Source organism: Limimonas halophila (genome assembly GCF_900100655.1).
Taxonomy (GTDB): domain Bacteria; phylum Pseudomonadota; class Alphaproteobacteria; order Kiloniellales; family Rhodovibrionaceae; genus Limimonas; species Limimonas halophila.
This window is the reverse complement of record NZ_FNCE01000006.1, coordinates 179036-188532: the sequence shown is the minus strand read 5'-3', so window position 1 is coordinate 188532 and position 9497 is coordinate 179036. Positions and strand designations below refer to the sequence as shown.

7 protein-coding genes are annotated in these 9497 nt (G+C 71.1%); 3 read left to right on the top strand and 4 right to left on the bottom strand.

Translation table 11 applies throughout. The features are described from left to right. Positions 1-127: 127 nt before the first annotated feature. Positions 128-1513 (bottom strand): lipopolysaccharide biosynthesis protein, encoded by a 1386-nt coding sequence (locus tag BLQ43_RS09755; RefSeq protein WP_090020250.1) that lies wholly within the window; start codon positions 1511-1513, stop codon positions 128-130. A 117-nt stretch (positions 1514-1630) separates the two neighbouring features. Continuing rightward, positions 1631-2734 (bottom strand): ELM1/GtrOC1 family putative glycosyltransferase, encoded by a 1104-nt coding sequence (locus BLQ43_RS09750; protein WP_176758623.1) that lies wholly within the window; start codon positions 2732-2734, stop codon positions 1631-1633. A 268-nt stretch (positions 2735-3002) separates the two neighbouring features. Here BLQ43_RS09750 and BLQ43_RS09745 point away from each other — a divergent pair, with 268 nt between their 5' ends. Genes BLQ43_RS09745 through BLQ43_RS09735 form a run of 3 tightly spaced genes read left to right on the top strand, consistent with a single transcriptional unit; the run spans position 3003 to position 5710 of the window. Next, positions 3003-3701 (top strand): 2OG-Fe(II) oxygenase, encoded by a 699-nt coding sequence (locus BLQ43_RS09745; protein ID WP_090020246.1) that lies wholly within the window; start codon positions 3003-3005, stop codon positions 3699-3701. A gap of 43 nt (positions 3702-3744) precedes the next feature. After that, entirely contained in the window at positions 3745-4722 is a 978-nt protein-coding gene (locus tag BLQ43_RS09740; protein ID WP_090020244.1) for a sulfotransferase family protein, read from the top strand. Positions 4723-4738: 16 nt separating this feature from the next. After that, positions 4739-5710, top strand: a complete 972-nt coding sequence (locus tag BLQ43_RS09735; protein ID WP_090020281.1) for an NAD-dependent epimerase/dehydratase family protein — start codon at positions 4739-4741, stop codon at positions 5708-5710. A 299-nt stretch (positions 5711-6009) separates the two neighbouring features. On the opposite strand, the gene BLQ43_RS09730 is transcribed toward BLQ43_RS09735, so the two are convergent. Then, entirely contained in the window at positions 6010-7260 is a 1251-nt protein-coding gene (locus tag BLQ43_RS09730; protein WP_218119173.1) for a glycine cleavage T C-terminal barrel domain-containing protein, read from the bottom strand. 661 nt (positions 7261-7921) lie between these two features. Further along, the gene (locus BLQ43_RS09725; RefSeq protein ID WP_090020240.1) at positions 7922-9337 is read right to left on the bottom strand and encodes a TolC family outer membrane protein; all 1416 of its coding nucleotides are present in this window, start codon (positions 9335-9337) and stop codon (positions 7922-7924) included. Positions 9338-9497: the final 160 nt, after the last annotated feature.

Sequence of the window (9497 nt, the reverse complement as noted above, 5' to 3'; positions counted from 1 at the left end):
CATAGCCCCATCCCCCTCTGGGTTTCGGGCTATCGCCCCAAACCCATCTCCCCCTTCCCCTACAAGGGGAAGGGGGAGATTACAGAGGGGGTTGGGGTCGATGATTTCATCAATTCGGCAGTATGAGTCAGCTTCGCTGCTGCTTGCGCAGATACCCCGACAGCGGCGCACGGCCGAGCACCAGAAAGAGCGCGCCCAACACGGCGACGTAGACGATGGCCGCCAGGCCCGCGCCGGTTACGCCGAAGGCCACGGTGCCGCCCGCCAGCGCGGCGAAGTAGACGGCCGTGGTGATGGCGCGCACCGCCACCACCAGCCGCACGTGGCCGGTGGAGAACAGCAGCGGCTGCAAGGGAAAGATCCAGGCCTGCCCCGCGAAGGCCACGGCCGTCAGCACCATCGCCGCGTAGGCGCCCGTGTAGGCCTCGCCGAAGGCCAGGGCGATGACCGGCTTGCCGGCCAGCGCGAGCGCGCCGCAGAGGACGAGGGAAAACCCGCCCGCGAGCGCCGCCGTGCGCAGCACCATCTTGCGCCGGTCGCGGGTGTGGCCGCGCGCCGCCTGATGGGTCAGTTCGGGCAGGATCGTGGGCGTGAGCAGCTTGCTCACCGGCTTCTCCACCACCTGGCCCAGTTTATCCGCCACGCGGAAGAGGCCAGCGCCGCCGGGGCCGAGCAGCCAGCCCACCGCGATGACCGCGGCGTCCTCGCGCAGCGTCATCAGCCCGCGCGTCACCTGGATGCCGCCCACGTAGCGCCAGATGCCCGGCTCGGGCCGCCAGAAGCGCCGGGCGGGCCGCGCCAGGCCGCGCAGCAGGCCGCGCTCGCGCAGCGTGCGCAGCGCCATCGCCATCATCACCATGCGGGCGAAGGCGCGCGCCGCGAACCACGCAAGCAGGAACGCCGGCAGCCCCGCGCCAGCGAGCAGCATCCCCGCGCCCGTCAGCACGCGCAGGAACGGCGCCACGGCGGATTGCAGCGACAGCAGCCGCCAGCGGTCGAAGAGCTGCAGCACGCCGCGCGGCGTGTCCACGAACATGATGAAGACGACGAGCGTGCCGTAGACCCGCGCCATCGGGGCCGCGTCCGGCGGCAGCCCGAAGGCGTCGCCCGCCGGACCCAGCGCCACCATCACAATCGTCAGGGCGACCGCCGCGCTGAGCGCGTTGACTGTCACGCCGTACTGGATCAGCCGCTGCAGGTGGCGCGGACGGTCGGCCTGTAGCGCCTCCGCGCCGTGGCGCAGGATGGCGTGCTGCGCGTTCAGCCGCGTCAGCTTCCCGGTCGCGATCACCAGGCTTTCCAGCACCGCCAGGATGCCGAACGCTTCGGTGCCCAGGGCTCGCGCCGCCAGCGCCATGGCCACCAGGCCGAGCACGGCCTGGGCGGTGCGCCCGATCAGCAGCGTGCCCGCATTGCGGACGGGGCGCAGCCACGGCTTCGCGCGGATGTGGCCGCCAAGCGCGCGCAGCCCGCGCACGGCGCGGTTGTCGGTGAGCGTGTCGGCGAGGGGCATCGCGCGGAACGAAGGTGGCGCCGGACAGGACGTGCACCCGGCCGCCTAGGCCGGACGGGGCCGGAGTTTGGCGCCACGGCAGCCGGACGGCAAGCCGTGCCGTCGCCGGCGGGGCGTTCAGGCCGCGGGGCGCACGGAGGCGTCCGCCGGCCCGGCGGCTTCCCGCGGCGCGGCGATCAGGGCGCGCACGGCGGCGCATGCCCGCGCCACGTCCTCGGCGGGCACCTCGGCGGTCGGGCCGCCGGCGGCGGCGAGGGCTTCGTGGACGCGGCCGAGATCGCGCGGCGGCACCCAGAGGCCGCGGCGGGTCAGCGCCGCCGACAGGCCCGCGCAGGGCCGACCCAGCCCGAGCCGTTCGATCACGTGGGGGAGGTGTTTGGTCACCACGGCCGCCCGCCGGCGCAGCGGCAGCTCCACGGTTTCCACCGGTTTGCCGGTGCGCAGGGTTTCCGCGACCATCGAGGCGCTTTCGCCGGTCACCAGCAGGCGCTCGCCCAGCGCGACGAAGCCGGCCAAGGGGTTGTCCGCCGCGTCCGGCCGCCACGGGATGACCCGGTTGGGCACCGTCAGCGCCGCCGCGAAGGCTTCGACGGCGGCGGCCGGGGTGCGCGGGCTGCCGCAGGCGAGGACCGACCCGCCCAACTCGCCAGCGCGCTCGCTCGCCAGGGCGGCGAGTCGCCGGGCGGTGGCCGCGTCGAAGACGTGCGTGCTGCTGTTGCCGCCCAGCAGGACGGTCACGCAGGGGCCGGGCAGGTCCGCCACGCGCGGGCGCCACGCCGCCGCGCCGGCGGCCAGGCGCGCCGGATCCAGGGTGTTCAGCGGCAGGTGGTTGTGCACGACGTTGGCGTCGGCCGGCAGCTTGTACTGCGGCGTGGTGATGACGAGGTCGGGCTGGTCCAGGGGCGCCCAGGGACGCCCGAGGGCGACGATGCGCGTGCGCCCGCCCGAGCGGCGGCGGACGTGCCGCGCCAGGCCGATGGACCGCCCGCCGATGACGAACACCGCGTCCGGCCAGGGCGGGCCGACCCGCGCCACGGCCTCGCGGTCTCCGGGGAGACCCAGGCTGGCCGTCAGGCGGTCCAGGGCGACCCGGACCAGGCTTCGGCGGACGCGGACGCGTGTGTGCGGCCAGCCCAGGGCGTCGGCGAGCGCCTGGAGCTGCGCGTCGTCGCCCCGGCGGCCCTCCTGGAGGAGCACGGCGTGCGGGGTCTGCTGCGTCATGAACCCACCGCTTGCCCTGGGGGCGCTCTCTGGCGCGGCCCTGGCCGCATCGGCCGCAGGGTAGCGCGCCTGTGTTACGACACGATAACAGGAGACCATCGCGACGCGCTGCCGCGGCTTCATTTCACAAGCGTGTTACACGTTTTGACCATGCTGTCGCCGGCCCAGGGGCCGCCGCGGTGCACTTGATTGGGCGCCGGCAATGTGAAAAACCCCGCCGGTGCGGGCGAGTTTCGGGCAGACGGATTGTGCGGCGAGGAGAGGTGCCGTGAAGTTCTTCGACGATGACCGAATGGCCGAGCTCGACGAGTCGGCGTTCCAGAACGCCCACCCCTACCCGTGGGTGAACCCGGCGGGCGTCCTGCGCCAGGAGGCCTACGAAACCCTGCGCGCGGAGCTTCCGCCGGTCGAGATCTTCGAGACCTCGTTCGGCAAGCCGCGGCGGCACGGGCAGGCCCCGCACGACCGCTACAAGCTTCCCTACAGCCCGGATCTGCCCATCTCGCAGGCGTGGCACGACTTCGTCGCCGAAGTGCACGGGCCCGAATACCGCACGTTCCTCGCCCGAATGATCGGCAACGACAACTTCGAGATCAGCTGCCAGTGGCACTACACGCCCCAGGGCTGCTCGGTGTCGCCGCACTGCGACGCGGCGTGGAAGCTCGGCTCCCACCTGCTCTACTTCAACACCGCGGACGACTGGGATCCCAGCTGGGGCGGCGAGACGGTCATCCTCGACGACAACGGGCGCTTCAGCCACAAATCCGCGCCCGCCTTCGCGGACTTCGACCGCGCCTACGGGGCCGAATCACTCGGCAACCGCAGCCTGCTCTTCATCCGCAATCAGAACTCCTGGCACGGTGTGCGCGAGATCGCCTGCCCCGAGGGCTACCTGCGCAAGGTCTTCCTGATCGTCATCAAGCGCCAGGGCATGATCGAGCGCTTCAAGCGCCTGATCGCGGCGTGACCCGATCACGCCGCACCCGCCAAGGCAAGCGGACCGCAGCACCGTGAGCACCGCAGACGCCACCCACCGGCAGCGCGCCGTCGTGGTGGTCGGCGCCGGGCGCAGCGGCACCAGCGCCGTCACCCGCGGCGTCGCCGCGCTGGGCGTGGACCTGGGCGACAACCTCAAGGCCGGCACCGCGAAGAACCCGAAAGGCTTCTTCGAGGACTGGGATCTGATCCGGGTCAACTACGACCTGCGCCGCACCTTCGGCTTCAAGCGCTCGGGGGCGGGCGTCACGCGCCTGAGCGCCGAAGAGGTCGAGGGGGCGGACCTGGAGCCCCTGGTCGAGCGCGCCGCCGAGGTCATCCACGCGCGCTTCGGCGACAGCCCGGTGTGGGGTTTCAAGGCCGGCGGCGTGCTGAGTTTCCTGCCGTTCTGGGAACGCGTCTTCGCGCGCGTGGGCTGCGAGCCGAGCTACGTCGTCGCGCTGCGCAACCCCATCAGCGTCGCCAAGTCGCGCACCAAGGCCAGCCTGCGCCGGGGCGTGCAGGAAAACAGCGACCTGGAAATCCTGGCGCGCCTGGTGCCCAACTTCCGCCGGGCGGCCCAGCATCCGCTGGCGGTGCTGGAGTACGACCGCCTGCTCGGCGACGCCAAGGGTGAGCTGATGCGCGCGGCGGACACGCTCGGCCTGCCGGTCACGGACGCGGTCGAGCGCAACCTGGACGCCTACGCCACCGACTTCCTCAGCCAGGGGCTGCGTCGCAACGCCGCCAGCGAGGCCGAGCTGCGCGCGCACCCGCGGCTGAGCCCGCTGACGCGGGATGCCTATCTGGCGCTCCGGCGCTTGGCGAGCGGCGAGTGGTCGCTCGACTCCCCCGCGTTCTGGGCAGAGTGGGACCGCATCGACCGCACGCACGCCGAGATGGCGCCCGCCCTCCGGCACATTGACGCGCTGGAAGCGGAGATGAGCCAGGGCATCGTGGGCGGTGTGCGCGCGGCGCGCGACGTTCTGCGCCAGAAGCTCGGCCGGCGCTGAAGGGGAGGGCGTCGTCATGGCCGTACTGATAACCGGCGTTGCGGGCTTCATCGGCAGCCATCTGGCGCGCGCGCTGCTGGATCGGGGCGAACGCGTGGTGGGGCTGGACGCGCTTACCGACGACGGCGCGCTGGCGCTCAAGCACGACCGGCTGGCGCCGTTGCGCCAGCGCGACGGCTTCGATTTCCACCGGGGGGACGTGGCGGACAGCGCCGAGCTTGCCGAGGTCGTCGCCGCGCACCCGGATATCGACCGGATCGTGCATCTGGCCGCGCGAGCGGGCGTTCGCGAGTCCATCGCCGAGCCGCTGCGTTTCGTCGACGCCAACGTGCGCGGTCAGGTGGCCGTGCTGGAAGCCGCGCGCCGGCTGGCGCGGGTGCGCCACATCGTCTACGCCAGCTCGTCCTCGGTCTACGGGCGCTCCACGGCGACCGCGTTCCGCGAGGACGACCGGGCCGATGCCCAGGAATCCGTCTACGGCGCCACGAAGCGCGCGGGCGAGCTGATGGCGCAGACCTACGCCCAGCTCTACCCAACCCCGATGACCGGCCTGCGCTTCTTTACGGTCTACGGACCCTGGGGGCGGCCCGACATGGCGTATTCGACCTTCACCGACGCCATCCTCAGCGGCCGGCCGCTGACGCTCTACGGCCACGGCCGCGCGCGGCGCGATTTCACCCACATCGACGACATCGTCGCCGGCATCCTGGCCGCCCTGGACCGGCCGCCCGAGGGGCCCGTGCCGCACCGCGTCTACAACCTGGGCAACAGCCACGCCGAACCCGTGAGCCGCTTCGTCGCCGTGCTGGAAGCGGCGTGCGGCCGCGAGGCGGACAAGCGCTACGCGGATCTGCCACCCGGGGACGTTCCCTACACGGCGGCGCATTTGACGCGCGTGGAAGCGGAATTGGGCTACCGTCCCACGGTGAGCATCGACACCGGCCTGCCTGCCTTTGTCGCCTGGTACCGCTGGTACCACGGGCTGTAACCGCCGCCCACGGCACCCGGTCAGCGCACCGCGAACACCTGGACCCCCGGTGGGGCGCGCCCTTGGACGCGCCGCCGTGTCAAAAAGAAAGCCCCCGATGCAGGTGGATCGGGGGGCCCACAGGCGCGCCCTTGGACGCGCCGCGGCGACAAAAAGAAAGCCCCCGATGCAGGTGCATCGGGGGCTTGTGGGCATCGGCGTTTTTTGCGGGGCCGGGGACCGCGGTTCGCCGCGGCCCCGACCACGATAGCCGGGCCGTTCGGCCGGCGCGTGCCGGCGCACGCGCCAGCCTGTCAGCCTTATCCCTTGAGCTGCTGACCGGGCTGGCCGCCGCGCGGCAACTCCTTGTTCGCGTCGAAGAACGGCACCTGGTGGACGGTGGCGTTCACCGGCGTGGCCTCGGCCGGCAGGCCGACGGACAGCGCGGTGCCCAGCTCGGCGTACTTCTTCGGCACGAAGGCCAGCGCGATGTTCGTCTCCATCTTCGGGGAGTAGAACGCGCTGGTGACGTAGCCGACGCCGTTCTCGCCGGTCTCGTCGTAGACCAGCCAGAAGTCGGTGTTGTACCAGCGCACCGGCGGGCCACCCATGACGAGGCCGACGAGCTTGCGCTCGACCCCCTCGCTGGCGATGCGGTCGAGCGCCTCCTTGCCGACGTACCAGTCTTCCTTCTCACCGTCGTACTGCCACTCCAGCGGAACCTCGAAGGGGTTGGTCTCGAGGTCCATGTCCTGGCCGTAGGACAGGATGCCGGCCTCGATGCGGCGGATGTGGCCCGGCGCGATGACGCGCAGGTTGTACTCCTGACCGGCCTCGACGATGGTGTCCCAGAGCTGGTCGGCATCGCGCATGGAGTTGCGCAGGTAGACCTCGTAGCCGACCTCACCGGAGAAGCCGGTGCGGGAGATCACCACCTGCATGCCGTTCAGCTCGGTCTGCCACAGCCAGTAGTAGCCCATCTCCTTGATCTGCTCGCCGAAGAGCTTGGCCATCAGCGGCTGGGCGTACGGGCCCTGGACCTGCACCGGCGAGACGTCGATCTCGGCGATCTCCACGTCCAGGTTCCAGCCCTGGTTCAGACCCTTGAACCACAGCTGAAGGTCGCTGTCGGAGATGGAGAACCAGAACTCGTCCTCGGCCACGCGCAGAAGAACGGGGTCGTTGATGATGCCACCCTCCTGGTCGCAGAGGATGACGTAGCGGCCCTTGTTGACCGGCATCTTCTTCTTCATGTCGCGGGTCACGACGCGATTGACGAACTCCATCGCGTCCGGGCCCTTGACCATGATCTGCCGCTCAACGGCGACGTTCCACAGCGTCACGTAGTTGGTGAGGAAGTAGTACTCACCCATGAGGCTGTTCTGCTCGTCGGAGAAGTACAGCCGGGGGTGGTACATGCGGTTGTAAACGGTCACCGCGCGAACGCCGTGCTCGACCGACTTGTGCCAGTAGCACGACTTGCGCACGCGCGTACCGATCAACATCTTGACGTCGTGGTCACCGCTTTGACGCAGGTTGACCGGCACCTTCCGCTGTTTCGTCTGCGGCATGGCCTCGTTTCCTCTTGAACGCATGATTGGGGGGCGTGAACCCGGCGGGTCGTTTCGCGGGCGCCGGCACCGGGACCCGCCGGGCGAACCGCGACCCAATCTCTGTCACGACTGCTCCCGGAACGCCAGAGGGGATCATTCCGCCAAAGGCGCGGCACATCTGGTATTCAGCGTGGCTTGACACATTTTTGAATGATCGCCGTCGTCTTTGCCGAGAGCGACGTACCCCGCCATTTCTTGTGCGCTTTCCCCGCCGGCGTTGCATCCATGCCGCTGTCCCGTCCGATTCCCTGTGGGAAGGCCGTAGCCGCGAATCGGGTTCCGCCGGACGTCGCCACGCACCCGAAAGCGGCGCGATCGAGGGGACCGGGGTCGCCTTGGGCCGTTGGGGCGCCCCGGCGACAGGGACGCATCGACACGCGCGGCTTGGCCGTCCAAAGGCTGGCGCGCGGGTTTGCCGGTCCGGCAAGCCGTATGCGCCTGGCAGGACGCGCCGGCGGCGTCTCAGCTGATTCGGCTGGGCGGAACGGGAAAGGGCCACGCCCTGTGCGAGCGTGCCATGCGGCTCGCGGCGGGCCGGCGGATGCACGGACGCCCGCGCACCCGACGCGCTCCGCCCGCCGCGGCTTCGATCGCCAGCACGCCGACGGCGCGACCCGGCTCAGTCGTTGAAGGGGAAGACGGCCGGGATCTCGACGTCCGTCTCGGGGGCGGTGAGCGACCACCATTCGTCGCGCACCTCGCCGTAGGCCGGCGCCGGGTTGTAGGACTCCACGCCAAGCTCCAGGCGCGAGGGCGTGAGTTGGCCCACGGATTCGAGCAGACGGAAGCGCGCCAGGGCAAGGTCCCGGCGGGCGCGGGCCAGGGCGATCTTTGCCTGGAAGAGGTCGCGCTGGCCGTCCAGCACGTCCTGCACCGTGCGCGTGCCCACGCGGTTCTCCTCGCGCAGGCCCTCCAGCGTTTCCTGGGCGGTATCCACCTCGACGCGGGCCGTCTCCACGCGCTGGCGCGCGGCTTCCAGTTGGGCCCAGGCGCTGCGCGCGCGCTGCTTGGCCTGGCGCGTGGTGGACATCGCGGTGAGCTGGCGCTCGTTGGCGGTCTGCTTGGCCTGGCGCACCTGGCTGGTGACGATGCCCTGCTGGTAGAGCGGCACCTGGACGTTGATCGTCACCGAGGCGCGGCGTGTGCGCGGGATGCTCTGGTCGGTGTCGGTCCGCCGGCTGGCGTTGCCCTGGATCGACACCGTGGGCAGGAGCTGGCCGGCGGTCTGGCGGATGTCCTGCTCGGCCGCGCGGGCGGACTGCTCGGCGGCCTGCACGCTTGGGCTGCTTTCCGCCGCCATCGACGCGGCTTCGCTTCGGCTTTGCGGCAGTTGCTCGATGAGCTCGGGGTATTCCAAGTTCTCCGGACGGGTCCCCACGACCTCGCGATACACGGCGCGGCTCTGCCGCAGCTGTCCGCGGAAGTTCTCCAGCTGGCGTCGGCCGCCGGCCAGGCGCGAGCGTGCCTGCACCACGTCCGTTCGCGTGTTCACGCCCCGGTCGAAGCGCTTGCGCGCCGCATCCAGCAGATCCTTGAGCGCCTCCACGTTGCCCTGACTGAATTCGAGCAACTGCTGGTCGCGCCAGACGTCCAGGTACGCCCGCGCGCCGCGCAGGAGCGTCTGCTGCGTCGTCGCGTCCATGCGGTTGCGCTCCGCCGCCACCCGGCGTTTCGCGCGGTTGAGCTGGGCGAAGTTGCTGCCGCCGCGGTAGAGCGGCTGCTGCACCTGCAGCGTGGCCGTGTCGGGCGTGAGGGTTTCGTTGGTCGTCGTGGCGGTGCCCGTTAAGCCACTGACCTGATCCTCCTCCTGGTTCTCGATCCCCGTGGAGGCGCTGACGGACACGCTGGGCTTCCAGTTGCCGTAGGCCTGCGGCACCCGCTCGTTCGTCTGGCGCACACGCGCGCGCGCCGCCTGAATGTCCGGATTGGTGCGGTAGGTCTGGCCCAGGGCGTCCTGGATGCTCTCGGCTGCGGCGGCCGTCGGCGCGGCGGCGGCGATGGCGCCGAGCGCCAGCGCAAAGTGGGCGGGTCGCATGTGCACGTCTCGGACCTCCGAACGCGGACGGAAGCGGCTGGCCGACGGTCAACCGGACGCCGGCACTCTGACGAGGCCGCCCCGGCCTGGCAAGCCGGGCGCCCCCTGGGCAATCCAAGCCAGATTGGATGTGCGGCCCCGCGGCGGTGCGAATCGCCGC